Source organism: Calidifontibacillus erzurumensis, from assembly GCF_013303125.1.
In the GTDB taxonomy this organism is placed as follows: domain Bacteria; phylum Bacillota; class Bacilli; order Bacillales; family Bacillaceae_J; genus Calidifontibacillus; species Calidifontibacillus erzurumensis.
Genome location: NZ_JABTTE010000005.1, coordinates 39,034 through 65,332 on the forward strand (window position 1 = coordinate 39,034; position 26,299 = coordinate 65,332).

The 26,299-nt window shown below is 35.9% G+C and carries 19 protein-coding genes and 1 other annotated feature; of the genes, 8 read left to right on the forward strand and 11 right to left on the reverse strand.

Annotation, left to right across the window (positions count from 1 at the left end; all coding sequences use genetic code 11):
* Positions 1–87: 87 nt before the first annotated feature.
* Positions 88–888: an NAD kinase gene (locus tag HR057_RS05895; RefSeq protein ID WP_173730509.1), complete on the forward strand. Its 801-nt coding sequence runs from the start codon at positions 88–90 to the stop codon at positions 886–888.
* A gap of 223 nt (positions 889–1,111) precedes the next feature.
* Here HR057_RS05895 and mbcS read toward each other — a convergent pair whose 3' ends face one another.
* The 4 genes from mbcS to HR057_RS05915 all read right to left on the reverse strand — a co-directional run bounded on the left by mbcS (position 1,112) and on the right by HR057_RS05915 (position 5,601).
* Positions 1,112–2,692, reverse strand: a complete 1,581-nt coding sequence (mbcS, locus tag HR057_RS05900; RefSeq protein ID WP_173730510.1) for an acyl-CoA synthetase MbcS — start codon at positions 2,690–2,692, stop codon at positions 1,112–1,114.
* Between the two features lie 226 nt (positions 2,693–2,918).
* The gene (locus tag HR057_RS05905) at positions 2,919–3,134 is read right to left on the reverse strand and encodes an alpha/beta-type small acid-soluble spore protein (protein WP_173730511.1); all 216 of its coding nucleotides are present in this window, start codon (positions 3,132–3,134) and stop codon (positions 2,919–2,921) included.
* 92 nt (positions 3,135–3,226) lie between these two features.
* Positions 3,227–4,444 carry a tRNA uracil 4-sulfurtransferase ThiI gene (gene thiI / locus HR057_RS05910; protein ID WP_173730512.1) on the reverse strand — a complete coding sequence of 406 codons (1,218 nt, stop codon included), beginning with the start codon at positions 4,442–4,444 and terminating at the stop codon, positions 3,227–3,229.
* A gap of 5 nt (positions 4,445–4,449) precedes the next feature.
* Positions 4,450–5,601, reverse strand: coding sequence for a cysteine desulfurase family protein (locus tag HR057_RS05915; protein ID WP_173730513.1), 1,152 nt, complete (start codon positions 5,599–5,601; stop codon positions 4,450–4,452).
* A 315-nt stretch (positions 5,602–5,916) separates the two neighbouring features.
* Between HR057_RS05915 and brnQ the strand changes: the two genes are divergently transcribed.
* On the forward strand, positions 5,917–7,317 hold the full coding sequence (gene brnQ / locus HR057_RS05920) for a branched-chain amino acid transport system II carrier protein (RefSeq protein WP_173730514.1): 1,401 nt from the start codon (positions 5,917–5,919) through the stop codon (positions 7,315–7,317).
* 501 nt (positions 7,318–7,818) lie between these two features.
* Here brnQ and ezrA read toward each other — a convergent pair.
* Positions 7,819–9,513, reverse strand: coding sequence for a septation ring formation regulator EzrA (gene ezrA, locus HR057_RS05925; protein WP_173730515.1), 1,695 nt, complete (start codon positions 9,511–9,513; stop codon positions 7,819–7,821).
* 192 nt (positions 9,514–9,705) lie between these two features.
* On the opposite strand from ezrA, the gene hisJ reads away from it, so the two are divergent.
* Positions 9,706–10,536, forward strand: a complete 831-nt coding sequence (gene hisJ / locus HR057_RS05930; protein ID WP_173730516.1) for a histidinol-phosphatase HisJ — start codon at positions 9,706–9,708, stop codon at positions 10,534–10,536.
* Here the strand turns inward: hisJ and refZ are convergent.
* Both refZ and HR057_RS05940 read right to left on the reverse strand, forming a co-directional pair.
* Positions 10,514–11,191, reverse strand: a complete 678-nt coding sequence (gene refZ / locus HR057_RS05935) for a forespore capture DNA-binding protein RefZ (RefSeq protein ID WP_173730517.1) — start codon at positions 11,189–11,191, stop codon at positions 10,514–10,516. The two genes, hisJ and refZ, sit on opposite strands and share 23 nt — an antisense overlap.
* A gap of 144 nt (positions 11,192–11,335) precedes the next feature.
* Positions 11,336–13,246 (reverse strand): sensor domain-containing diguanylate cyclase, encoded by a 1,911-nt coding sequence (locus HR057_RS05940; RefSeq protein WP_173730518.1) that lies wholly within the window; start codon positions 13,244–13,246, stop codon positions 11,336–11,338.
* Positions 13,247–14,100: 854 nt separating this feature from the next.
* On the opposite strand from HR057_RS05940, the gene rpsD reads away from it, so the two are divergent.
* Positions 14,101–14,703, forward strand: coding sequence for a 30S ribosomal protein S4 (gene rpsD, locus HR057_RS05945; protein WP_173730519.1), 603 nt, complete (start codon positions 14,101–14,103; stop codon positions 14,701–14,703).
* A 115-nt stretch (positions 14,704–14,818) separates the two neighbouring features.
* On the opposite strand, the gene tyrS is transcribed toward rpsD, so the two are convergent.
* Positions 14,819–16,078 carry a tyrosine--tRNA ligase gene (gene tyrS, locus HR057_RS05950; RefSeq protein ID WP_329955846.1) on the reverse strand — a complete coding sequence of 420 codons (1,260 nt, stop codon included), beginning with the start codon at positions 16,076–16,078 and terminating at the stop codon, positions 14,819–14,821.
* A gap of 54 nt (positions 16,079–16,132) precedes the next feature.
* Positions 16,133–16,369 (reverse strand) — a binding site (T-box leader).
* A gap of 132 nt (positions 16,370–16,501) precedes the next feature.
* Here tyrS and HR057_RS05955 point away from each other — a divergent pair.
* Complete coding sequence (locus HR057_RS05955) at positions 16,502–19,282, forward strand: transglycosylase domain-containing protein (RefSeq protein WP_173730521.1); 2,781 nt, start codon at positions 16,502–16,504, stop codon at positions 19,280–19,282.
* Between the two features lie 121 nt (positions 19,283–19,403).
* Here the strand turns inward: HR057_RS05955 and acsA are convergent, their stop codons facing one another.
* Positions 19,404–21,119, reverse strand: coding sequence for an acetate--CoA ligase (gene acsA / locus HR057_RS05960; protein WP_173730522.1), 1,716 nt, complete (start codon positions 21,117–21,119; stop codon positions 19,404–19,406).
* A gap of 250 nt (positions 21,120–21,369) precedes the next feature.
* Between acsA and HR057_RS05965 the strand changes: the two genes are divergently transcribed.
* Genes HR057_RS05965 through HR057_RS05975 form a run of 3 tightly spaced genes read left to right on the forward strand, consistent with a single transcriptional unit; the run spans position 21,370 to position 23,887 of the window.
* A complete protein-coding gene (locus HR057_RS05965) occupies positions 21,370–22,002 on the forward strand; it encodes a GNAT family N-acetyltransferase (protein WP_173730523.1) in 633 nt (210 codons plus the stop codon).
* 59 nt (positions 22,003–22,061) lie between these two features.
* On the forward strand, positions 22,062–22,709 hold the full coding sequence (locus HR057_RS05970) for an acetoin utilization AcuB family protein (RefSeq protein ID WP_173730524.1): 648 nt from the start codon (positions 22,062–22,064) through the stop codon (positions 22,707–22,709).
* Entirely contained in the window at positions 22,706–23,887 is a 1,182-nt protein-coding gene (locus HR057_RS05975; RefSeq protein WP_329955847.1) for an acetoin utilization protein AcuC, read from the forward strand. Before HR057_RS05970 ends, HR057_RS05975 begins: the two co-directional genes overlap by 4 nt.
* 63 nt (positions 23,888–23,950) lie before the next feature.
* Here the strand turns inward: HR057_RS05975 and ccpA are convergent, their stop codons facing one another.
* Complete coding sequence (ccpA, locus tag HR057_RS05980) at positions 23,951–24,955, reverse strand: catabolite control protein A (RefSeq protein WP_173730525.1); 1,005 nt, start codon at positions 24,953–24,955, stop codon at positions 23,951–23,953.
* Between the two features lie 197 nt (positions 24,956–25,152).
* Complete coding sequence (locus tag HR057_RS05985) at positions 25,153–26,229, reverse strand: bifunctional 3-deoxy-7-phosphoheptulonate synthase/chorismate mutase (protein ID WP_173730526.1); 1,077 nt, start codon at positions 26,227–26,229, stop codon at positions 25,153–25,155.
* Positions 26,230–26,299: the final 70 nt, after the last annotated feature.

The following is a 26,299-nucleotide window of genomic DNA, read 5'->3' on the forward strand; positions in this document are numbered from 1 at the left end:
ATAAAATCTTAAAAAATGCGCTCTTTTGAATTTTATGTGAGATGTTAATATAGTATGTAGGGTTAACATCAAAGGAGGACTAACAAAATGTCAGATTTGCGGAATATTTTCTTTTTTTATAAGCCAACCGAAAAAGCAGCAGAACTTTTGAAACCATTATTCAAAATTATGGAAAACCATGGATTTACCATTGTGCATGACTACAGAAAAGCAAATATCATTGCAAGTATTGGCGGCGATGGAACATTTTTGCAAGCGATCCGCAAAAGCGGATTTCGTGAAGATTGCTTATATATTGCAATTAATGATACGAATATTCCTATGCTTTATGCTGATTTTTCTATTCATGATACTGATAAAATTGTCGATGCGATCATCAATAACAATGTGGAAGTCCGCCGTTATCCTACAATTTTAGCAACTATTGATGGACATACATCATTTTATTGTTTAAATGAATGTACGGTACGTTCTTCTATTATTAAAACTTTCGTACTTGATGTATATATCGATGACTTATATTTTGAAACGTTCCGAGGGGATGGCATGATTGTCTCAACTCCAACTGGAAGCACTGGTTATTCAAAATCTGTAAAAGGTGCTGTCATCGATCCACTGCTCCCTTGCTTCCAGGTTAGTGAGTTAGCATCGTTAAACAATAATGCTTACCGTACGCTAGGAGCTTCTTTTATATTAAGCGGTGATAGAAAACTAACATTGAAGTTAGCTCAAGATGGCAATGATTATCCTGTCATCGGAATGGATAACGAAGCTTTGAGCATTCAACATGTGGAAAAAATCGAAGTTTCTTTAGGTGACCGAAAAATAAAAACGATTAAATTAAAAGACAACTCATTTTGGCAAAAAGTGAAGCGGAAGTTTTTATAATTAAAAATATCACTTTTTCCGAGCTAAAAGTTCTACAAAATGAGCAGTTGATTCCAGAGGATTCCTAACGGAACTAAAGTGGCTTTTTTACTTAAAATTACATAGTTCTTGAACAAAATCATTGTTTCCGAAATTTTATACTGATATTAACTCGCACGTCTCAACTAAGAGCATAAAAATGTAAAAAAGGGGCAATTAGACCCCTTTTTTCTTGTATTTTATTTTATTTCGTTTGTTTTTGGAATTCTCTTTGACGCAGCTCCACACGTCGAATTTTTCCTGACGTTGTCTTAGGCAATTCTTCAACAAATTCAATTTTCCGCGGATACTTATAAGGAGCTGTTAAGTTCTTAACGTGTTCTTGCAATTCTTGTACTAATCCTTCTCGATTAGGATCTACGCCCTCTCTTAGAACGATGAAAGCTTTTACGACAGCACCGCGAATTTCATCTGGGCTTGCGACAACTGCACACTCTTTTACAGCTGGGTGTTTAACTAATGCATCTTCAACTTCAAATGGTCCAATCGTATATCCCGAGCTAATAATGATGTCGTCGCTGCGGCCTTCAAACCAGAAATAACCGTCTTCATCTTTTCTAGCACGGTCACCGGTAATATACCAATCTCCACGGAATTGCATCGCTGTCCGTTCTGGGTCTTTATAATAATGTTTAAATAATGCCGGTGTTTCCCGATGAACAGCAATGTCTCCTACTTCTCCAACCCCGCATGGTTCGCCTTCATCATTGATAATCTCAACGCGATTGCCAGGAGTTGGTTTACCCATTGAACCAGGTTTCACTTCCATTCCCTCTAAAACGCCGACTAACAATGTATTCTCTGTTTGTCCATAACCGTCGCGAACAGTAATATTGAAATATTTTCTAAAAGTATCAATAACTTCTCTGTTCAACGGTTCACCCGCAGAAACAGCACTTCTGAGACCAGACAGTTTATAATCGCCAATATTGTTTACTTTCGCCATTACACGGTATTCTGTTGGCGTGCAGCATAGAACATTTATTTGATAATCTTGAAGCAATTGCAAATACTTATTAGGATCAAATTTTCCGTGATAAACAAATCCTGTTGCGCCAGAACCTAACACGGAAACAAACGGACTCCAAATCCATTTTTGCCATCCTGGAGCAGCTGTTGCCCAAACGATATCATTCTCACGGATACCAAGCCAACCGCTTGCTGCTGTCCGCAAATGAGCATAAGCCCACCCATGAGTATGGACAACTCCTTTTGGATTTCCAGTTGTTCCTGATGTATATGACAAAAAGGCCATATCATCTGCTTTTGTATCAGCGATTTCGAGAAGATCACTAGCAGCTTCTTCTAATGAATTTAAATGCAGCCATCCTTCTGTTGGTTTGCCGATTACAAACTTAAGGAAATTAATATCATTAATTCGATCGAATTCGTTTACTAAACTATCAACGCTGATGACCGCTTTCATTTCGCCGTGTGTTAGACGATAGCGAATGTCTTTTTCGCGAAGCATCTCAGAACCTGGACTTACGGCAATACCGACTTTTAAGCACCCTAAATAAATGGCGTATGCATCAATCAAACGAGGAACCATGATAATGACTTTATCGCCTTTTTGTAACCCCGCTTCAATTAAAGCGTTTCCAATTTTGTTTACTCGCTTCATTAAATCTACATATGTGATTTCAGCTTTTTCGCCTTGCTCATTTTCCCATTTAATTGCAACCTTTTGAGGATCTACTGCAAAGCGCTCAACCTCTTGTACAATATTATAATATTCTGGTGCTAACAAATCTTCTCTCCGCATAAATGTCTCCTCCCCGCTAATTATTAATACCGAGCGGCCGCTCAGTTTCTTTGCGCAATCAATATGACTATGTTAATAAAAAGCCTTATTATGATTGTACTAAAAACTTTAAATTTTTAGAATACAAATTTTCAACTTTTTTAAAAAAATAAAAATTTTTCAATATAAAAGGGACAAGTCAAACCAACTTGTCCCAAAAGCCATTCTTATTCATTTTTATTTTATATTATTGCTGGCCTTGGAAACCAGCCATTTGCTGTTGAGCCATAGATACGAGGCGTTTAGTAATTTCTCCACCTACTGAACCGTTGGCACGAGATGTTGTGTCTGGTCCAAGATTTACTCCAAACTCTTGAGCAATCTCATATTTCATTTGGTCAAGAGCTTGTTGTACACCAGGAACTAACAATTGGTTGCTGCTATTGCTTCTTGCACTAGGCATTTGCTTTTCACCTCCTTTGTTGGTGTGTTTATAGAGTGTGAAAAAGCAAATGTTCTCATGCATAAAAGAAGCTGGTAATTGTTTGAAATCGTCTAAAATAAGTCTTGGAATTCGTTTTCTTTTTCTACCATCGTTGAATTTACATCAATCTCAATTGTTTCAGTTTCGTTAACCGCTTTTTCAATTAAATCTTCGATATTTTCTAATTTTGTCTCATAGTAATTGATACGATCTTTTTTCGGTTTTGTTTTTGGATCGGATGGAAGAAAAATTGTACAACAATCCTCATATGGACGTATTGAAATATCGAAAGTATCAATCTTTTTGGCAATATCAATAATTTCCAACTTGTCCATAGCAATTAATGGCCTGATAATCGGATAATTTGTAACTTCATTTATCGCATGCATACTTTCAATTGTCTGACTGGCAACTTGTCCTAAACTTTCACCTGTCGCAATAGCCAATGCGCCGTTTTTCTCCGCGATTCGAACTGCAATTCTTAACATCATGCGTCGCATCGCTGTCATCGTATAGCTTGATGGAATGAATTTGTGAATTTCTTGCTGAATTTCTGTAAATGGAACGATATGAAGGCGGATTTTTCCTCCATAATTGGAAAGCTTGGCCGCTAAATCGAGCACTTTTTGCTTCGCTCGTTCATTTGTATACGGCGGACTATAAAAATGAACCGCTTCGATTTTTACGCCTCGTTTCATTGTCATATAACCAGCAACAGGACTATCAATTCCTCCTGATAGCATCAAAAGCGCTTTGCCATTTGTGCCTACAGGAAAACCTCCAGCTCCCTTTACCACTTTACTAGTAATAAAGGTCATCTCTCGTCGGACATCTATGCGAACATTCACATCAGGATTGTGAACATCAACTTTTAACCCTGGAACATTTTTTAATATATGACTGCCTACTAAATGATTTAAATCTTGAGAAGTAATTGGAAATTCTTTATCACCACGTTTGGCAGTAATTTTAAATGTCCTTGCGTTCGTACCCGCTTCGAGAAATGCCGCTAAAGCTCCCTCTCTAATAGCTTCAAGCTCACTTTTTGTTTTAATAGCTAAACTAAAACTTTGGATCCCAAATACACCTTTTAGAATTTCCATTATCTTAACATGGTCTTCCCCATTTAAAACGATATAAATATGATCTCTAGTTCGATTAACTGTTATATTTGGAAAATCTTTTAACTTCTGTTTAATATTTTGTTTTAGTGCCTGCTCAAATCTTGAACGATTTCTCCTTTTCAGTGACATCTCACCATAACGTACTAAAATATGATCATATTCCATACTTTTTACCCCATTACCTTTTGTAAATTAGAAATACTATTTGTTAATATGTCTAAAAATTGATCTACTTCTTCAATTGTATTATCATAAGAAAAACTAACGCGGATTGCACTTTTCGCCCTTTCTTCTCCTAAACCACAAGCCATCAATACCCGGCTTGGTTTAGAAAGCTTAGAAGAGCAAGCCGACTGACTGGAAACATATATATGGTGTTTACTTAAATCTTGAATTAATACTTCTGGTTTCATATTTAAAACTGAAAAATTTATGATATGTGGTGCAGCCTTTTCTTTTTCCTCAGGCGTATTAATGATGACTCCATCTATTTTTTTAAGACCTTCAGATAGTCGCTCTTTTAATTGCCATAAATGTTCAATTCCACCACTATTTGCTTTTTCAAATGCTAAGCGAAGAGCTTTTGTCATCGCAACGATACCTGGAGTATTTTCCGTCCCTGAGCGAATAGACATTTCTTGACCGCCTCCGCTTAAAAGCGGCGCAAGTTTAATTCCTTCACGAATATATAAAAGCCCTGTTCCTTTTAAAGCATGAAATTTATGCCCAGATATCGTACATAAATCGATGCCGGAATTTTTCAGCGATAAAGGAACTTTCGTAATTCCTTGAACATGATCAACATGAAATAATATTTTTGGATATTTTTTTAACAATTGTCCAACTTCTATAATCGGTTGTATCGCACCTAATTCATTATTAACATGTATTAGCGACACTAATATCGTATCATCTCGCAACGAATTTTTTAATTGCTCAATCGAAATACGCCCTTTTTTGTCAACATCAAGGTATGTGACATCATACCCTAAAGATTCTAGTTGTTTAAATGCTTCTAAAACGGACGGATGTTCAACCGCTGATGTTATCAAATGTTTTCCGCGATTTCTGTACTCTATGGCAACACCTTTAATCGCCGCATTATTTCCTTCAGTTCCACCAGATGTAAAAATGACTTCCGATGGTTTTACTCCCAATAAAGAACTTGCCAGTATCCTTGATTGAGATAACAATTTCTCCGCTTCACTACCTAATGAATGAAGAGAGGAAGGATTTCCAAAATATTTTTCACTAACTTTTAAATAAGCCTCAACCACTTCTTTATACGGTTTTGTTGTTGCACTATTGTCAAAATAAATCATCGAATCACCTAAGTTTCGAATAATTTGCATTTACATATAATAGCACAAATATAGGTAAATTAAAATAAAGTTAACATATTTCCCACATTTGGAGAACTTGTTGTTCGCAAGACGGATAGTTAGACCAACCATTCAATAGGTTGTTATTTTATTGAAATATCAAAATATAACGAAAAATCTTAAAACAAAATTAATCATTAAGAAATATAAATAGCCATATTACCTGATTTATGTATAAACAATTCAATCTTGTTAAACTTTTTGAAATATTTAATTATTTTTTCGATATATCAATTATCATAAAATTATGATATGATGTATAAAGTTGTGTTTATTTTAATTATTGAAAGATTTAAGCAAATAGGGGGTTTTATTTTGTCTTTTAAGCATACATTATCAATCGGTTTGATGTTGTTCGCTTTATTTTTCGGTGCAGGAAATATGATTTTTCCACCGCTCCTTGGACAAGCTGCAGGTACCAATATATGGCCGGCTGTTTTGGGATTTTTAATGACGGGGGTTGGCTTGCCATTATTGGGTATTACAGCAATTGCTATTAGCGGTGGCGATTTAGAAAAACTTGCTTCCCGTGTGCATCCAATTTTCGCAATTGTTTTTACAATTGTTTTATATTTATCAATCGGACCAATTTTTGCAATTCCAAGAACAGGTACAGTTGCCTTCGAAATTGGTGCTGCACCACTCTTGCCAACTGAAATTGCTTCTTCAAGTATGAGCCTATTTATTTATACAATTATCTTCTTTGGTTTAACACTATGGCTTTCGCTTAACCCATCAAAATTAGTTGATAGTATTGGAAAAATTTTAACACCAGCACTGCTTATTACAATTGCCATATTAGTTGTGCAAGCATTTATTAATCCAATGGGACCACTTTCTACACCAGGAGAAGCATATGAATCAGCACCTTTTTTTAAAGGTTTTATAGAAGGATATCTTACTTTAGACGCTCTTGCAGCTTTAGTATTTGGTATTGTAGTAATCAATGCAGTGAAAGAAGTTGGAGTTACAGATTATAAAAAAATTGCATCTGCAACGATTAAAGCAGGGGTTATAGCCGCCTTAGGTTTAATGCTTGTTTATATTTCTTTGGCCTATTTGGGAGCTACTAGTCCTTCGGTTGTTGGTAATGTCGATAATGGAGGACAAATTCTTTCCAAATCAGCAGCTTATTATTATGGAGCAGCAGGAAATATCGTGTTGGGCTTAGCAATTACACTTGCTTGTTTAACTACTTCAGTAGGCTTAGTAACATCTTGTTCGGAATATTTTCATAAAATTTGGCCTAAATTTAGCTATCGACAATATGCAGTTATAATATCCATTATTAGTATGTTAATTGCAAATGTAGGTTTAACACAGCTAATTAATCTATCTTTACCTGTTTTATTAGTTATTTATCCAATCGCTATTACAATGGTATTTCTCGCATTCTTAAATAATTTCTTTAATGGATCTCGTTATGTTTATATCGGGGGCGTCATCGGTACAGCTCTTGTCAGCGTTTGGGATGGTCTTGTCTATAGTGGTATTGCAGGCGAGAAGGTGAAACAAATTTTATCAGTTCTATTGCCATTATATAACGAAGGAGTAGGCTGGATCGTTCCTGCTTTAATCGGTATTGCCATCGGTTATTTATTTTCATTCAAGGAAAAAAAGCAACAAAAAATACAGAAATATAAAAAAGTATCGTAAACATAAATGTAAAAAAGCTGCCTCTAATCTGTAATTTGAAGGACAAGGTAATGTCCTTTATAATTAACTGAGGCATATTGACATTGAATATTCTGTGCAGGAAATAATAATGGAGTACATCACTGTTTATAGTGGTGTATTTTTTGTTTTTAGACATTTAAAGATCTCAATTTTTGACTACGATTTCATTAGTGCTGAAGTTTATGCTGAATGTGATAATGAAGAAAGAGTGTTTCAGGAAGTGGATCAGATGTACCGAAAATATCTGTGGGTTAGATCCGAGGGATAAAATTTGTTCACTCAAAATAAAGAAAAAGTAAATTTATTTAATAAAAACGGCTCTTGAAGTAACGTAGACGACAGGTTTTGTTGTAGTAGAAACAATATGTAAAAAAAGATAGATAAAACAGGTAATTTTCTGCTTATCTATCTTTTGATCCCTTACAAGTCCGATTTTACTTTCGGGATTTCATTTTTATAAATTTTTTAACGGAAGCTTTATTAAATCGAACGGCTCTTCATAAGCTCTTCAACTTTTTTTAAAGCACCTGGCTCCACTTCTTCGAGAGCCGTTGCAGCTTGTTCCAGTGCCAAATCATAGTCATACATCCGGAAAATTTGTTCCGCTTCTAACAATTGCGCTGCTAGAACTGGATTTTTACTCCGGTAACGATTGCCATACTGGATAATTTGTTCTACTAGCATGGCTTTTTCAACCATTTCTACTGTTTGTTCATGAACTTTATTGACAGCATTTTGCGCTTCTTCGAGCAAGTTATTTACGGCATACATATCAAGCGGTGTTTCTTCAAGTTTATAAGAGACAGCTTTTAAATTAGCTTCTGCCGTCTCAAAAGCCTTAAGTAAATTGACAGGCAGCCCCGGTAAATGATTCTTTCTAATTAACGCTCTTGCCTCAACGAGAATCTTTTTCATTTGAGCAATCTTCTCTTTCGCTTCTCTTTCATCTTTTCTGAGCGTATGCATCATTTCGGAAAACTGTATGTACAATTCATTAATACTTTTAATATTCCCTTTTATTTCTTCCATTTCTTCACGAAGTTTTGTTGCCGGTTCCATATTTTCCTCAATTCTTCTTAGCAAATCTTCATATTTGGCAACCGTTTGGGCAACTTTTTTCTCAATTTTACGTTGGTCTTCCAAATCTTTATCTTTCAGATGATATATTTGTTGTACACTTTCAGACTCCATTTTTGCTTGTTCCGCTTGATCTTCAATTTCATTAATAAGAGGTTGAAGCATTGGTGTTTCTTTCGTAACGATTTGTTTAGCAATAGCTTCTTTTTCTAAGCAATCATAAATTTGCTCAATCCGTTCTTGAATATCGGCAATTCCTTCCTTCGCTTCGGCGATATCGTTTTGCTCAATTTTTCTTAAATAAGTAATAATTTCCCCTTCAATTTTTTCCAATTCTTTATCAATTTCGAGATGGTCAATCATATACCCCGCTTGAATCATCTCTTCTTTGCCATTTTTAAGATCTTGTATTTGCGAAGGAAGCTGTTGGTGGCAATATGAAAGGAGCTTTGGTATTTCATCAATTTTCCATGCAATATTTTCTAATTCGCTTCGGATTTTAAGGACAATTTCCCGTGCTTCTAAATAGTTTCCGCCTTTTGTTGCCTCATCAAATTGATGAAACATATCAACAATATCTTCTAAATTTTTTTCCAGTTGTATAATCGCACTTCCAAATGAGTGTCTTGAAACGAGCAAAATTTTTCTCTGTTCCTTAAGCAACCCTTTCAGTTCTTCAATCTCTACTTTGTTTTTTTCCTCGCTTCCAATTAGCTCTTGCAATTCTTCCAATATATTCGCTATTTTCTTTTCGATTTCTTCAAGAATGGACCGGATTTGGCGATTAATTTGATTCGCTTTTTTAAATCGGTATCGATCGGCTGCTTCCTCAGCTTCAAATAATAAGTCATCAATCGCTGGAAGTTCATTCGTAACGATTTCATCCCAAGTAACCCGCCAAGATTCAAATTTTTCTTCCGTCTGACCAGTCATATTTAATTGCTTTACTTTCGCAATTTCATCCGTTACAGGTTCATTCAATATTCGCAGTTTCCAACTTTCTAATCGATCTACTTCAGCATAAATTTTCTTTCTTTTTAAAAATCCGTAAACGATGATTGCTACTAATAGTAGTATTATTATCAACAGGTACTCCATAGATGCCCCTTACTCCTTCATTCGATTTCATATAATAATCTATCATGATTTCATTGTTCGAAGGTAACAGTTTGATTATGAACAAATAAATTAAAAATTCGAAGTATACTCTTTCATTGCTTTTATGATAACATGTAAACAAAAATTTTGCCCAAATTTTTTCAAAAAAATACAGAAAAATGGAGGACAGTAATGAAAGCTGATGGACATATACATTCACCTTATTGCCCACACGGGTCTAAAGACACATTTGAACAATATATTGAGCAGGCCATTCGTTTAGGATTTCATGAAATATCATTTACTGAGCATGCTCCTTTACCGGAAAACTTTGATGATCCAGCACCTACTAAAGACAGCGCCATGGATGAAAATGTTTTTGAATCATATGTAGGGGATCTTCAACTGTTAAAAGAAAAATACAAAAATAAAATAAAAATTAATATCGGTCTGGAAGTTGATTATATCATTCATTATGAAGAAGAAACGAAAGAATTATTGAACAAGTACGGAAAATTTCTGGACGATAGTATTTTATCAGTTCACTTTTTACATTTCGAAGGTGCTTATTACTGCTTAGATTATAGTGTTGAAGAATTTGATAAAATTATCTCTATCATTGGAACGACTGAAAAGGTTTATGAAATGTACTATGAGCTGATCAAGCAGTCAATTCTTTCTGATTTAGGACCATATAAACCGAGACGAATCGGCCATATGACACTTGTCCATAAGTTTCAACAAAAATTCCCTTGCAAAAAAGACTTTTCTAAAGAAATTTATCATATTTTAGATTTAATAAAAGAGAAAGAAATGGCTTTAGACTATAACGGTGCAGGTATTAATAAACCATTTTGCTTAGAACCTTATCCGCCGGATTGGATTGTAAAAGAAGCAGCAAAACAAAAAATCCCTCTCATATATGGGTCAGATGCCCATACGGCGAGGGACTTAAATCAAGGCTATGACCGCCTCGTTTCAAATGTTAAATTATCGTCGCCTACACTTTTGAAGGAAAATTAGCAATTTGTTGCGAGTAATTGACAACTGATAACGCAGGCCTTTCACTTGGAAGCGAAAGGTCTTCTTCAATCCATCGATAGATCTCTTTTTGGTATTTTGAAACAAAATACGGTTCTGCTGGGTTCAGATGTAGCACTTCAATCATGTATTGCGGCTGTAAATAAGGCATCGTTAACAAAGCTTTTAACTGCATGATCGTAATCATAAGCGGCAGCTTTCTAAATTCTTTTTGCTTCATGCCAACTTCAAGAACTGTTTGAAAAAAATATTTTTCTTTTGTTAAATAGGTGGACATGATTTCCCGGACAAGCATTGTGTCTAACGTAATTTCCCGGTGAACAAGCCTTGCTAATTGATGATTTTCACTTTGGAATTTCAGCACAGCAGTCACCATATTACATAAGACAGATTTTGCCGGCAAAACGTCCACCTTTTTAAATGCATCCCCTAAAACTACTAAATACTGCTCTAAAAAACTTATAAATAATTCTTCCAGTAATCCCTTTTTGCCTTTGAAATAATAGGAAATTAAAGCGATATTTACATTTGCCTTTTCCGCAATTTCACGTACGGATGTGCCGTTATAGCCTTTTGAATTAAAAATGGAAACAGCCGCATCAAACACCTTTTGCTTTGTTTTTTTCACATCTTTCATTAAACTATCACCCCAGTTCTACTTGAAGAATATGTTCTTCTTAAGAACTGGAAATCCTTTAAGTTTTTGTCGACAAAACTTACGCACTTTCCTAAGCTTTTCGACAAATATGAATATTTTCCAGAAGCAGATTGGAATACTTTATTAAATTTCAATCTGATCGATAATAACTTTATTTTTCCCTGTCTGCTTCGCCTTATAAAGGGCTTCATCTGCGCGATTAAACAACTTATTCGCAGAAGCTTTATTATCTTGATTCCAAACCGCTGCACCACAAGAGATAGTTGTTTTAGGGTTCGTATCCATTTCCACCTTCCTCACAAGCCTTTCGGCAACCATTATGCCGGTTTGCAAATCAGCTCTTGGCAGGTAAACAGCTAACTCTTCCCCACCCCATCTTGCTGCTATATCTTGGCTTCGTATATTTCTTTTAATGATATTAGCTACTTGAACGATCACATCATCGCCAACCTTATGTCCGTATGTGTCATTTATTGATTTAAAATTATCAATATCGAGCAGTAAAAATACACCTTGTGCGTCTGTGTTCATCGCTTGTTGAATTTTTTCATCGAGATATTTCCGATTATAAAGTTTTGTTAAGTGATCAGTTATAACCATTTTTTCTAATTTTTCTCTTAACATAGAATTTGTAAATGCTAATGTCGTATGATGGATCAATGATTGCAATAATTTAAATTTGTCAAAAGAAAAATGATATGCCTCTTTATTCAATACATAAACTGCCCCTACTAAAAGGTCGCTTTGAATCATCGGAACAACCATCAATGAACGAAATACTTTTTCCATTATATTTTCATCTACTGATAGATCACCAATAAAAATCGCATCCTTTTCTTGTTTCACTCGATCGTTTATATAGTTTAAGAGTTTTTTTGCATCGTCGGTAAAAAAATAGTCAGAGCTTCCGGTTAATACCTTATATTGATCATTTTCACGAAAGAATAAAAATCCTATTTCTTCTGCATCAAACAATGTTCTTATTTGCTCGGTCATGAAATTAATCGTGTCCGTTAAGCGTAAATTCATATTTAAACGGTGGGTTGTTTTATTGATTAACTGCAAATCGGAAATAAGGTTCCGTGATTGTTGATATAATTGGGCATTTTCTAACGCGCTTCCAGCTGTATTCGCCAATAATTCAATAAAACCAACTTCCTTTTTCGGAAAAACAAGGGTATTTGGTGCTGTCACTTGAAGAACACCGTAAATTCCTTGTCTACCTTTCATCGGTGCATATAAAACAGATTTACGATCTGTCAATGAATCTTCAAACTGAATCGTACCCGTTAAATAAGCTTGAGCTGCTGCCGAATTGGCTGAATCGAATCCGTATTGCAAATCGCGGATTGGCAAGCCTTGTTCAGTTGTCGTATCATGCGATAAAAGTAATACATAATCAAATGTTGGGTAAACTTCTTGAAGAGTTTGAATAACTTCTGCTAACACTTCATCCATATCCATGGAAGAGTGAAATTTGGCAGTAACACGATAAAGTTGTTTATAGCGACTTTCTTCATTAATAGCTGCAAAATAGCGCATCCACACATCTACTAATTTTGCTGCTTCAACACCAATCTTTTCAAGAAAATCATTTCTTTTAAAATAACTTCCACCTGGTGAAAAATCTAAATAGATAAAGCCAAATTCCTCTTGGGGTGTGCCACGTTTTTTTAATAGTATAATGTAAGAGGTTTCAATGTTTTTCATTCCTGTCAAGCAATCGGTTGGTAAAACAATCGAATTGACGGTGTTTTTCTTTTTTAGTTTATTTAAATATTCGTTCGAAAGGGAATAGGATTGGGATTGTTTATCAATTGGAGTAGTTGCTTCTTCTAGAAAATAGCAATCTTTCCATTTATCATATAAATATAAACGAACAATATTTGCACAAGTTGCTTGTTTAATAATATTTATTAACTCTCTATATAAATGGTGAATACTTTTTGTATCGGTTTCATTCATCATTAAATCAAAAAATAAGCTTTTGAGTAGATTCACATCATTTAGCAGCACTCCGTTTTCGTTTGGCATTTCAATCACCTTCATTAATAAATAGGTATGTTATCCAAATTTTCATCAAAACATATAATATAATAATTATAATCTTTGTAGTTATTTTTTCCTATATCTATTTTTTATTTTCTAGTATTTTTCTTTCATTCTCAAAAACAGATAGCCCCTTAGCTCATGGTAAAAGCTAAAGAAGATTGAATTATTGTTTGATCAATTTTTGAACAATTATTTTTATGTAGTAAAAAAATCCTATACAAACTAATAAATGGAAAAATTATTAATATAATGTGAAAGTACAATAAAATTTCACACTGTAAAATACTCATGTGCATTCGCCTTATACGAATAAATATATTGTTGAGTTAAATATACAGTGAGTTAAAATGAACATTTGTAGGGTGCTCATGCCTTTTGAACTGCTAGTCGTAGCATCTCTGAGGATAGACTGATGAAAATCTGGCGAATTCAATGATGTTAGCATGATTTTCCCGACTGTAATGTCTTTAGGAATTATTATGCAAAAAGTAAACGTAATTCAAAAATAAAATGCATTTACTTACTCAACAATAATTTATATACAAAATAATAGAATATACCTGATTTTAAAGTTTTCCAAGTATAAAAACAATATTTTTTAACATAATCTTGACATCTGTTTTCAAAAAAAATATAATAAATTTTGTGTGTAAAATAAAAGCAGCCTACGTATGCTTCCTTTTGTTTCATTTTGTTCCTCTTACTAAAAAGAGGTGTATCGAGTAACCTTAGCTGCTGGGGCGAGGATACATGAAAACAAAATGGACAAATGTTTGAGTGCATATGTCGTGTTTTTATTTTACCAAAAATAAAAACATCGAAGGAGGAGCTGTAATATGGCTCGTTATACTGGACCATCTTGGAAACTGTCTCGCCGTTTAGGCATCTCATTAAGTGGAACTGGGAAGGAATTAGAAAAGCGTCCTTATGCACCTGGTCAACATGGGCCTGGTCAACGCAAAAAGCTTTCTGAATACGGTTTACAATTACAAGAAAAACAAAAACTTCGTCATATGTATGGTGTGAATGAGCGTCAATTCCGCAATACATTTGTTGCTGCTGGCAAAATGAAAGGTAAACACGGCGAAAACTTCATGATTTTACTTGAATCTCGCTTAGACAATCTTGTTTACCGTTTAGGTCTTGCACGTACTCGTCGTCAAGCTCGCCAGCTTGTAAACCATGGGCATATCCTTGTTGACGGTTCTCGTGTTGATATTCCTTCTTATCGTGTAAAACCAGGTCAAACAATTTCTGTTCGCGAAAAATCTCGCAACTTAGAAATTATTAAAGAAGCAATTGAACTTAACAATTTCGTACCAGATTACTTAACATTTGATGCAGACAAGCTTGAAGGTACTTATACACGTTTCCCTGAACGTTCAGAAATGCCTGCAGAAATTAACGAATCTCTCATCGTTGAGTTCTATTCTCGTTAATAAATGCATATTAGAGAGCAAAAAAACCCTAGTTATGGTTGTTCTATCAACCTTTCTAGGGTTTTCTTATTATAATTATATGTATATGCTGCCCAACAAAGGGCAGCACTAAAATCTAGTACTTAATTAAATAATATTTCTTTTTGCCTCTGCGGATTATTGTAAATTGGCCTTCAATCCGATCTTCAGCTGTAATGACACGATCTACTTCCGTCGTCCTTTCGCCATTTACATAAATCGCACCATTTGTAATATCTTCTCTAGCTTGTCGTTTCGATGGACAAATTTTGCTTTCAACTAAAAGGTCGACTAAGCTGATTTCTGCTTGTTTACATTCATATGATGGAACATCTTTAAATCCTTGTTCAATTTCTTTAGCAGTTAAATCTTGTATATCACCGCTAAATAAAGCTTCAGAAATGCGGAGAGCTTGCTTAAGAGCTTCTTCCCCATGAACAAGCTTCGTAACTTCTTCTGCCAGTCTTTTTTGTGCAATTCGTTTTTCAGGTGCTGTTTCCACTTCAACTGCCAATGCTTCAATTTCTTCTGGTGATAGGAATGTAAAATATTTTAAGAATTTCACAACGTCTTTATCATCGGTGTTAATTAAGAATTGATAGAGTTCATATGGCGAAGTTTTATCTGCATCAAGCCAGATGGCTCCGCCTTCACTTTTTCCGAATTTTGTCCCATCGGCTTTTGTTACAAGAGGAATTGTAAATCCGTACGCTTTAGCCTCATCTTCCGTTGATTTACGAATTAATTCCAAACCTGCAGTAATATTGCCCCACTGGTCGCTGCCGCCAATTTGCAATATACAATTTTCATTTTGATAAAGTTTTAAAAAGTCATGGGCTTGCAAAATCATATAGCTGAATTCTGTAAAAGAAATTCCCGTCTGAATCCGAGATTCAACAGATTCTTTGGCAAGCATATAGCTTAAATTGAAATTTTTACCTACATCGCGAAGAAATGTAATAACATCCATCGTACCTGTCCAGTCATAATTGTTGACCACTTTCGCGCTATTTTCCCCTTCAAAATCGAGGAATTGCGATAATTGCTTTTTAATGCGATTGCTCCATTCTGCAACTACTTCTTTTTCATTTAAAGTGCGCTCTGCCTTTTTTCCGCTTGGGTCTCCAATTAATCCTGTAGCCCCACCGACAAGAGCAATCGGCTTGTGCCCAGCTAATTGAAAGCGGCGCAGTGTCAAAACCGTTAATAAGTGGCCGATATGCAAACTGTCAGCCGTCGGATCAAAACCGCAATACAAAGTAATCGGTCCTTTTTCAAGTTCTTTGCTAAGACCTTCAAGATCTGTTACTTGATTGATTAAACCTCGGTATTCTAAGTCTTTTAGTAAATCCATCATTTTCACTCCTTAATTCATTTATTAAAAGTAATTACAAATAGAAAGCGCCCCTCAAATAGGGACGAATCATTTAGATTCGCGGTACCACCCTATTTGAAGAACGCTCGTTTCTTCCACTCATTTGGATAACGGCCATTACCGTTTGCTTATACTAGGAATAAATAAAATTTATTCTGTTCCAAGCAAATGCTCAAGGATGTAATTCATGCATACCTATGTACCGGCTTGCACCAACCGCCGGTTCTCTAAAACAGGGAGGCATCCACTACTTATTCCTCTCAACGCATTCAATTATATTAAAATATATATAAGATTTACCATACTGAAAGGAAAAAAGTCAAATATAAATTGCCATATGGCGTCAATTATATCATTGGACAACCCTTTATGCTATAATAAGTCTGATTTAGGGGGAGAGTTTAAATGGATATAAATAATAATGAAAAGGTTAGAAAGTCTATTAGAATTTTCATAAAAGTCTTTTGGAATTTAACACTAATTTTTCTCATAGGCTGTCTAATGGCACTTTCATTTGCTGGAGGTGTCGGCGCTGGCTATTTTGCTTCACTCGTCAAAGATGAACCGATCAGAAGCTATGATAGTATGAAAAAAGATATTTATAACTATGAAGAAACATCTGAACTTTATTTCCGTGATAACAAATATCTCGGAAAATTGCGGACGGACCTTGACCGTGAAGAAGTTTCCCTATCAGATGTTTCCCAGCACGTCATCGATGCAATTATCGCAACCGAAGATGAACATTTTTATAATCACCCTGGTATTGTACCTAAAGCTATTATGCGGGCGATCATTCAAGAGTTTACCAATTCCTCTGTTAAATCAGGAGGCAGTACGCTAACTCAACAGCTCGTAAAAAATCAGATTTTGACAAATGAAGTGTCTTTTGAACGTAAGGCAAAAGAAATTATGATAGCCTTAAGACTTGAACGCTTTTTTGACAAAGACGAAATTCTTGAAGCGTATTTAAATGTTGTCCCTTTTGGCCGCAACTCATCAGGACGGAATATTGCCGGTATCCAAACAGCTGCCCAAGGCATTTTCGGCATTGATGCGAAAGACTTGAACTTGGCGCAAGCGGCCTATATTGCAGGATTGCCACAAAGCCCTTTTGGGTATACACCATTTACAAAGAATGGGGAAGTTAAAGAAGATTTAAGTCCAAGTCTCAACCGAATGAAAACAGTGCTAAAACGTATGCTTGATGCAGGTTATATTAATGAAAAAGAATATAAAGAAGCTTTAGCTTATGATATTAAAGCTGATTTTATTCCTCCAAAACCAAATACTGTTGAAAAATATCCATGGCTTACTTTTGAAATTGAAGAACGTGCCATCAAAATTTTAATGGAAATATTGGCCAAAAAAGATGGCTATATGATTGAAGACTTGCATCAAGACAATAATCTTTATAACGAGTATTATATGAAAGCTGATAAAAACTTGCGCCAAAATGGATATCGTATTTATACAACGATCGATAAAGACATTTACGATAAAATGCAGGAAATCAAAAATAATTATCAGTATTATGGCAGCGATAAAGTGGAAACAGTCAAAGATCCAGAAACGAATAAACTTGTAAAAGTCGTCGAGCCTGTTGAAGTTGGCGCAATTCTTATCGATAACGATACAGGTGCCATTTTAAGCTTCATTGGCGGACGTAATCACGAACTGAAACAATTAAATCATGCAACAAAAGGCTTGCGATCAAATGGTTCAACGATGAAGCCGCTTCTAGTTTACGGTCCTGCCATAGAAATGGGAGTCCTTCACCCAGGTTCGGTTATTCCGGATGTTCCTTTACAAATTAAAGCTGGACCAAGCATATGGGAACCAAAAAACTATGGGGAAGGTTACCATGGTTTAACGACAGCAAGATATGCTTTAGCCAAATCTTATAATATTCCAGCAGCTAAAATTTATTCATCTATAATCAATAGGGATCCTGTGCAATATTTAGAAAAAATGGGTTTTACTTCTTTAACAAATGGTGACCGAAGCCATCTCTCAATGGCTCTTGGTGCTTTAGATCGTGGGGTTACAGTTGAGGAAAATACGAATGCTTTTGCTACATTTGCGAACGGTGGAAAATTTGTTGATGCTTATATGATCGAGAAAATAGAAACAAAAGACGGTGAAATTATTTACCAGCATAAGCCAAATCCAGTACAAGTTTTTTCACCGCAAACATCTTATTTAATCGTAGATATGATGCGTGACGTACTTTCATATGGAACAGCAGCTGGCGTGCCAGGCAAACTAAAGTTCCGCTCCGACTGGGCAGGAAAGACAGGAACATCGCAAGATTATAAAGACTCTTGGTTTGTAGCTTTCAACCCGAAAGTAACTTTTGGACTTTGGATGGGATATGATACACCAAAATCTTTAGAAAAAAGTTATAAAGGATTCTCCTACTCCCAGCGCAACCAAAAATTATGGGCAGAGCTCATGAATGGCGTTTATGACGTTAAACCTGAAGTAGTTAGCACAAATGAAAAATTTACGATGCCTGGGGGAATTGTCCAAAAAGCTTACTGCGCAACAAGCGGTTTATTGCCTTCAGATCTTTGTAAACGAGCTGGTCTCGTCCAAACAGATCTTTTCATTGCTAAATATGCACCGAAAGAAGTAGATAATAGTCTTATTGAGGGAGCTTATCTCGCAAACGGAGATAAATATTTTAAAGTTCCTGATGATTTCGGTTCTGAATTTGTAATGAAAGGAATTATGCTAAATCCTGATTTTCTTAAAAATGAAGGCTTAGAAGGAATAAAAAATATAGAATATTTGCTGCCGAAAAATGGTAATTGGAAAAATATAATTATACCTGAACAAAATAATATATCTGATAACGGAAAGGCACCAAGTCCTCCGGAAAACGTCCAATTAAACGGAAATCAGCTAACATGGAACAGCACAACCGAACCAGATATAATCGGCTATAGAATTTATAAATTAGATAAACCAGAAGCACCACCTAAAAAAATAGCAAGTATTCCAAAATCATCACAACCGGCTTATCAAATTACATCAGACAGTGGTATTTACTATGTCACTGCAGTAGACATACGCGGCAACGAATCAAATAAATCAAAACAAATTACCATTCAACCTAAAGAAAATGAGGAAGACATCATTGATGATGACATTCTTCCAATCATTGACCCAACACAACATTAAAACAACTGATAAAAAACCTCCGGATCATCAATTATCCCCGGAGGTTTTTTACTATCAAATATGAAAAAGAGCTGTGCTGAAATCGATTTCCATCGACTTTACAGACAGCCCCTTCTTTATATTAGTCTTCCATTGTAGACAAGTCGCCAGTTGGTAAATCTAATTCCCAAGCTTTTAAAACTCGTCTCATGATTTTACCGCTTCGTGTTTTTGGTAACTTATCACGGAACTCAATTTCACGTGGCGCGGCATGAGCTGCTAAACCAGTTTTAACAAATTGACGGATTTCTTCTTTTAATTCTTCACTAGGTTGATAACCAGCTCGTAAAGCAATGAACGCTTTAATAATTTCACCACGAACAGGATCTGGTTTACCAATTACCCCCGCTTCGGCAACAGCTGGATGTTCAACAAGCTTACTTTCAACTTCAAATGGACCAACGCGCTCGCCTGATGTCATAATTACATCATCTACGCGGCCTTGGAACCAGAAGTATCCATCTTCATCCATATAAGCTGAGTCGCCAGATACATACCAATCACCAATGAAATAAGACTCATATTTTTCTGGGTTTCTCCAAATTTGTCTCATCATTGATGGCCAACCCTTTTTGATCGCCAAGTTACCCATACGAAGTGGTGGCAACTCATTACCTTGATCATCAACAATGGCTGCTTTAACCCCCGGTATTGGCTTACCCATGGAACCTGGTCTAATGTCCATGCAAGGGTAGTTAGAAATTAATTGTGCACCTGTTTCAGTCATCCACCAGTTATCGTGGATCCGCAATCCAAATACTTTATGGCCCCAACGAATAACTTCTGGATTTAACGGCTCTCCAACACTTAAAATATGGCGAAGTGATGATAAATCATATTTCTTAATAATTTCATCGCCGGCACCCATTAGCATACGGAATGCAGTTGGTGCGCTATACCAAACAGTTACTTTTAAATCTTGAATAGTTTGATACCAAGTTTCCGGTTTAAAACGGCCACCAACGATAACGTTCGTTACACCGTTCAACCATGGACCGAAAATTCCGTAAGAAGTTCCTGTTACCCAGCCTGGGTCTGCTGTGCACCAATAAATATCATCATCTTTTAAATCCAATACCCATTTTGCAGTTTGATATTGTTGAATCATTGCATTGTGTACATGAAGTACACCTTTAGGTTTACCAGTTGAGCCGGAAGTATAGTGTAATAAGCTGCCATCTTCACGGTCAACCCATTCTATGTCAAGCTCTGAGCTAGCTTCTGCCATTCGTTTTTTGAAATCAATAATTTGACCTTCTTCTTTTACGTTGTCCCCCACAACAATAACTGTTTCAAGAAGAGGTAGTTCTTTCACAGGAACGCGTTCAAGTAATTGTGGAGTAGTAACAATAACTTTAGCTCCACTATCTTCTAAACGATCGCGAACAGCACCTTCCATAAATGCTTCAAATAATGGCCCCACAATAGCACCTAATTTTAATGCGCCTAATACTACAAAATAAAGCTCAGGTGAACGCGGCATAAATACGAAGACGCGGTCCCCTTTGACTACATTTGCTGCATTTCGCAACACATTTCCAGCTTTGTTTGTGAACTCCATCATTTGCCGGAATGTATATGTTTCTTGACGGTCAGCATCGCGATAATAAAGTGCAATCTTGTCCGCTTTTCCGCCAAGCGCATGACGATCGATTGCTTCATAAGCAATATTAACTCGTCCAGTTTCATACCATGAAAATTCTTTTTCTACGTCCTTCCAATCAAAAGTAGCATAAGTTTCTTCATAATTTTTTAAATTATAGTCCCCTTTTACCGCAGAAAGCGTTTCCACTTTCATAAAATCTCCCCCTTTGATTCAATCATTATCTATAGAATGATTTCATTATAATATAAATTTTCTGACTGTTCAATTAGATAGATAAAATTTTTGAAAATGACTTACAATAAAATGTACAAAATCCGACTTTTTTTTCCAATAATCTTCTCTCAACACCTCCTAATTCATGTATAATAGTTCTTATAAGAAATTATTCAAAAATTTTTCTTTTTACAAAAATAGAATTGATGAATTTTTAAGAGGTGTCCCAATGGAGCATAAAAAAACATACCATTCTATGAAAATGGTTACAAAAAACGGTATCCTTATAATTGAAGGACCAGTAGAGGCTGATCTATTAGAAAATTATGAATTCCATCAGGATTTAACTGCTTTCCGCCAGCCGGAAGAGCAGCACAAAGCCATTGTTGAAATTGCTAGATTACCGGAAGGAAGAATAATTATAGCAAGACAGAATAATATGATAGTAGGTTATGTAACCTATGTTTACCCTGATCCTTTAGAACGATGGTCCGAAGGTAATATGGAAGATTTGATTGAACTTGGTGCAATTGAAGTGATCCCTGAATTTAGAGGCTTTGGGGTAGGGAAAAATTTACTTAGGGTTTCAATGATGGATGATGCAATGGAAGATTACATAATCATAACAACGGAATATTATTGGCATTGGGACTTAAAAGGAACTGGCCTAAATGTTTGGGAATATCGAAAAGTAATGGAAAAGATGATGAATGCTGGCGGCCTTGTTTGGTATGCAACCGACGATCCAGAAATTAGTTCTCATCCTGCCAACTGTTTAATGGCTAGAATTGGGGCTAGAGTCCCTAAAGAATCAATAGAAAAGTTCGACCAGCTTCGATTCATGAACCGCTTTATGTATTAATACTTGAAACGGCTAGCTCGCATACCTTTAAGGTTAATATATCATAAGGGGGCAAACATATGATTATCGAAGAAATTATGAATCGCAAAGTATTCACAATGAAGCCGCATGAAACAATTGAAAAAGCAATTGAACTCATGCATAAAAACCGCATTCGCCACATCCCGATTGTTGATGAAAATGATCATGTCATCGGAATTGTCACTGACCGAGACATTAGAGATGCAAGTCCATCAATTTTCCATTATGAAGAACATCTTGAAGATTTACAAAAACCAATTGCTTCAATTATGACAGAAAATGTAATTACTGGTCATCCACTAGATTTCGTTGAAGAAGTTTGTACGATGTTTTACGAACATAATATTGGCTGTCTTCCTATTACTAGTGAAGGAAAACTAGTTGGCATCGTCACAGAGACAGATATGCTGCATACTCTTGTAAAATTGATGGGAGCCGATCAGCCAAGCTCTTTAATTGAAGTAAGAGTAGATAATAAACTTGGACAGCTGTCTGAGGTCTCTAAAATTTTCAGTGAAAATAAAATTAATATTATTAGCGTTCTTGTTTACCCGGACAAAAATGATAATAGTAGTAAAATTTTGCTATTTAGAATCCAAACGATGAATCCTACGAAAGTTATCGGAAAACTTAAGGAACGCGGATATACTGTTTTATGGCCAAACTTGCCGGGTGTGACATCATGATGAAACGAATTTTCTATGTTTATTCAAATGAGTTTCAAAGCTACAAGTTTAATGAAAGTCATCCATTCAATCAACGTAGAGTGGAGCTTACAACAGATTTGTTGCGAATGTCTGGTGTATTAGACGATTCACATATTGTCCCACCAAGATTGGCATCTGATGAAGAAATTGCTTTAATCCATGATCCAAATTATATAGAAGCAGTTAAAAAAGCCGGCAAAGGCGAACTTTCTGCTGATGTTGCTGAAAACTACGGTTTAGGTACTGAAGACGTGCCAATTTTTTCAAATATGCACGAAGCAAGCGCTTTATTAGTAGGCGGAACGCTGACAGCTGTTGATTTAGTAATGGAAGGACAAGCAGAGCATGCGTTAAGTTTAGGCGGCGGATTGCACCATGGTTTCCGTGGAAAAGCTTCTGGATTTTGTATTTATAATGACAGTGCCATCGCCATCAAATATATGCAGCGGAAATATGGTGTTAGAATTTTGTATATTGATACGGACGCCCACCATGGAGATGGGGTTCAATGGGCTTTTTATGATGATCCAACCGTTTGCACTTACTCAATACATGAGACTGGCCGCTATCTTTTCCCAGGCACCGGCAATGTAAACGAAAAAGGACAAGGCGAAGGATACGGAACAGCATTTAATATTCCTATAGATGCTTTTACTGAAGATGAATCATTTTTAGAATGTTTTACAACTTCTATTCGGGAAGTAGCAGAATTTTTCAAGCCTGATGTGATTATAACCCAAAACGGTTGTGATTCCCATGTTTTAGATCCATTAACCCATTTATCTGTAACAATGAAAGTTTACAAAGAAATTCCTAAAATTGCCCATGAAATTGCCCATGAATATTGTGATGGGAGATGGATTGCAGTTGGCGGAGGAGGTTATGACCACTGGCGTGTTGTTCCACGGGCTTGGTCTCGTATTTGGCTAGAAATGCTTGAAATTCAAGATGAAATCGCGCAAGGCCCTCTGCCGCAAGAATGGGTTGATAAATGGCAGCCAAAAGCTCCTGTTAAATTAATTACAACATGGGATGATCCTGAAAATCTTTATCCACCGATACCAAGAAAACAAGAAATTACAGAAAAAAATAGACAAACATTACAAAAAGCACTGCAACACATACGAAACACAAAGAAAAAACAAAATTGCTTTTAGCAATTAAAGATGCCGAACAATATTTTACATATTATTGTTCGGCACCCTTATTTTTTCCGTATTTTACTTAGTAGATTGACGGAATTCAATGCGATGCGGAAGCACAACAATATGATCCTCTACTTTTTCTTTATTCATATATTTCGTTAGTAAACGCATCGCAACTGCTCCAATATCATAAGTTGGCTGGACAACTGTCGTTAATTGCGGACGAACCATAACAGCAAGCCTTGTATTATCAAAGCCAATAACCTCAATATCATCAGGAACAACTAATCCATTGTCTTGTGCACCATGAATGACTCCTAAAGCCATTTCATCAGTTGCTGCAAAAATAGCAGTCTGCTTTAAGCCTTTTTCTTTAAACTCTTGAATGGCCTCCAAACCTGAATCATATGTAAAATCTCCATAATAAATGTTATTTTCATCAAATACAATGTTTGCTTCTTCTAACGCTTTTTTATAGCCTGCTAATTTCAAATCTAGGTTTGAAGTTCCCTCTAGAGATGGCCCAGTTACAAAACCGATGTCACGATGCCCTTTTTCAATCAAGTAATGAACAGCATCATAGGCTGCTTGCTCATAATCAATATTAACAGATGGAATCTCGTTATTTTTCTCAACTGTAGCTGCTAGGACGATTGGAACAGGTGATTTTTTAAACTCCTCGACGTGCTCATCAGTAATAATTCCACCCATAAATACAATTCCATCTACTTGCTTTCCAAGCATCGTATTTAATAGATGCAATTCTTTTTCCTTATTTTGGTCAGAGTTACTTAGAATAATATTGTAGTTATACATTGTCGCAATATCTTCAATGCCTCGCGCTAATTCTGCAAAAAAGACGCTTGAAATATCAGGTATAATTACTCCAACTGTTGTTGTCTTTTTGCTGGCTAGCCCACGGGCAACAGCATTTGGTCGATAACCTAACCGTTCAATTGCTTCAGCAACTTTTTTCCTTGTAGAGGGTTTAACATTCGGATTTCCATTTACAACACGGGACACCGTTGCCATTGATACACCAGCTTCTCTAGCAACATCATATATCGTAATGTTATTCAATAGTAATACCTCCTAATCCGTTCTTAAAGACGCACTTTCTTATAAGTTTTCACTATTTTGATTGTATCTTAAACTATAATCTAGTACAAACGCAAAGCAATAATCAATAGCATGATTCACAAATTATTAAAAATTTGCTTCAAAAATTTGCTATATTATAAAACCTGTATCAAATAAATGACACAGGTTTCCTTCAACTATATTTTCACTTTCATATTGGCCGTGATTTCTTTCATAAAATGATCAAACATTGGAATATCCATTTGTTGAGCTGAATCAGATAGGGCAACAGCTGGATCTGGGTGTACTTCTGCCATAATGCCGTCAGCGCCAATTGCAATTGCCGCCTTCGCAGCTGGAAGAAGTAAGTCTCTGCGGCCAGTTGAATGAGTAACATCAACCATGACAGGCAGATGTGTTTCTTGTTTTAGAATTGGCACAGCTGTAATATCTAATGTGTTTCTAGTTGCTCTTTCATACGTACGAATACCACGTTCACATAAAATAATATTGCCGTTTCCTCGTGAGTAAATATATTCAGCAGCGTTTATAAATTCGGAAATCGTTGCTGATAGGCCGCGTTTTAAAAGAATCGGTTTGTTAATTTCACCTGCAGCTTTTAATAGCTCAAAGTTTTGCATATTGCGTGCCCCGATTTGGATCACATCAAGATATTCGACAGCTGTTTCTAAATCAGCAGGTGTTACAATCTCACTTATAACAGCTAAATCATATTCATCGGCAATACGCTTCAATATTTTTAATCCCTCAAGTCCAAGTCCTTGGAAATCATAAGGTGATGTTCTCGGCTTATATGCACCGCCGCGCAATAGTTTTAAGCCGTGTCTTTTAAGAGCCTCTGCAACAGCTGCTGTTTGCTCATAGGATTCAACAGAGCAAGGCCCCATGACGAAATGAACATTGCCATCGCCAATCTTCTCGCCTTTCACTTCAACGATCGTATCTTCTGGTTTTTTCTTGCGTGAAACAAGCAGAGCTTTGCGATGGTCATCCTCTTGCAATTCTAAAGCAGCTTTAAAAATTTCTTTAAAGATATGTTGGATCGTTGAGTTTTCAAACGGGCCGTTATTGTTGGCTAAAATTAAGTTCAACATCTCTCTTTCACGTACAGGGTCAAAGCGGTTTACACCTTGCCTTTCTTTTACTTTCCCTATTTCTTTAACAATTTCGCCGCGTTTATTAATCAACTCCAGAAGCTTTAGATTTACTTCATCTAATTGAGCTCGTAATGCCTCCAACTCGACATTGCTCATAAATAATCCCCCTTTTTAAATTGTTTATAAGATTAAAAATTTATGGTACATTTCTAATGATTAGAGTTTA

Bases quoted from the DNA above. Each gene is read 5' to 3' on its own strand.
- HR057_RS05895 (WP_173730509.1), top strand. From the start codon at position 88: ATGTCAGATTTGCGGAATATTTTCTTTTTTTATAAGCCAACCGAAAAA.
- mbcS (WP_173730510.1), bottom strand. From the start codon at position 2,692: ATGCGGAGAGAAGATTTGTTAGCACCAGAATATTATAATATTGTACAA.
- HR057_RS05905 (WP_173730511.1), bottom strand. From the start codon at position 3,134: ATGCCTAGTGCAAGAAGCAATAGCAGCAACCAATTGTTAGTTCCTGGT.
- thiI (WP_173730512.1), bottom strand. From the start codon at position 4,444: ATGGAATATGATCATATTTTAGTACGTTATGGTGAGATGTCACTGAAA.
- HR057_RS05915 (WP_173730513.1), bottom strand. From the start codon at position 5,601: ATGATTTATTTTGACAATAGTGCAACAACAAAACCGTATAAAGAAGTG.
- brnQ (WP_173730514.1), top strand. From the start codon at position 5,917: ATGTATAAAGTTGTGTTTATTTTAATTATTGAAAGATTTAAGCAAATA.
- ezrA (WP_173730515.1), bottom strand. From the start codon at position 9,513: ATGGAGTACCTGTTGATAATAATACTACTATTAGTAGCAATCATCGTT.
- hisJ (WP_173730516.1), top strand. From the start codon at position 9,706: ATGAAAGCTGATGGACATATACATTCACCTTATTGCCCACACGGGTCT.
- refZ (WP_173730517.1), bottom strand. From the start codon at position 11,191: ATGAAAGATGTGAAAAAAACAAAGCAAAAGGTGTTTGATGCGGCTGTT.
- HR057_RS05940 (WP_173730518.1), bottom strand. From the start codon at position 13,246: ATGCCAAACGAAAACGGAGTGCTGCTAAATGATGTGAATCTACTCAAA.
- rpsD (WP_173730519.1), top strand. From the start codon at position 14,101: ATGGCTCGTTATACTGGACCATCTTGGAAACTGTCTCGCCGTTTAGGC.
- tyrS (WP_329955846.1), bottom strand. From the start codon at position 16,078: ATGATGGATTTACTAAAAGACTTAGAATACCGAGGTTTAATCAATCAA.
- HR057_RS05955 (WP_173730521.1), top strand. From the start codon at position 16,502: ATGGATATAAATAATAATGAAAAGGTTAGAAAGTCTATTAGAATTTTC.
- acsA (WP_173730522.1), bottom strand. From the start codon at position 21,119: ATGAAAGTGGAAACGCTTTCTGCGGTAAAAGGGGACTATAATTTAAAA.
- HR057_RS05965 (WP_173730523.1), top strand. From the start codon at position 21,370: ATGGAGCATAAAAAAACATACCATTCTATGAAAATGGTTACAAAAAAC.
- HR057_RS05970 (WP_173730524.1), top strand. From the start codon at position 22,062: ATGATTATCGAAGAAATTATGAATCGCAAAGTATTCACAATGAAGCCG.
- HR057_RS05975 (WP_329955847.1), top strand. From the start codon at position 22,706: ATGATGAAACGAATTTTCTATGTTTATTCAAATGAGTTTCAAAGCTAC.
- HR057_RS05985 (WP_173730526.1), bottom strand. From the start codon at position 26,229: ATGAGCAATGTCGAGTTGGAGGCATTACGAGCTCAATTAGATGAAGTA.